General features: G+C 30.1%; 1 protein-coding gene. It reads left to right on the top strand.

Going from position 1 to position 309, the window contains the following annotated elements:
* The first annotated feature begins 3 nt into the window (after positions 1-3).
* Complete coding sequence (locus HUU89_RS15490; protein WP_411897129.1) at positions 4-168, top strand: hypothetical protein; 165 nt, start codon at positions 4-6, stop codon at positions 166-168.
* The last annotated feature ends 141 nt before the right edge of the window (positions 169-309 follow it).

Raw genomic sequence — 309 nt, 5'->3', positions numbered from 1 at the left:
TTTATAAACAATCTTATCCTTCACTGTCCTGATGAAAACTTTAAAATGATCAGATGCTATGGTTTCTATTCAAACCGGAATAAAAAGTTGCTTGAAAAGATATATGAACTTTATGGCATAAAAAAGAAAAAGCGCATCAGAAATCTGAAAGAAAGAAAAAAGATTTAAAAAACAAACTTGACCATCTAAAATACCGCACACACATGATAGAATCATTTCAAAAAAATACTCTTTTATGTTCATGTGGCAATCTCATGAAATGTGAATATACATAGGTACCCCTAATGACAGACTCTACAGTGAAAAATG

The sequence above is a fragment of the Faecalibacillus sp. H12 genome, assembly GCF_013361255.1.
Lineage (GTDB): Bacteria > Bacillota_I > Bacilli_A > Erysipelotrichales > Coprobacillaceae > Faecalibacillus > Faecalibacillus intestinalis.
Note: the sequence above shows the minus strand (reverse complement) of the source record. Positions and strands in the feature narration are given on the sequence as shown.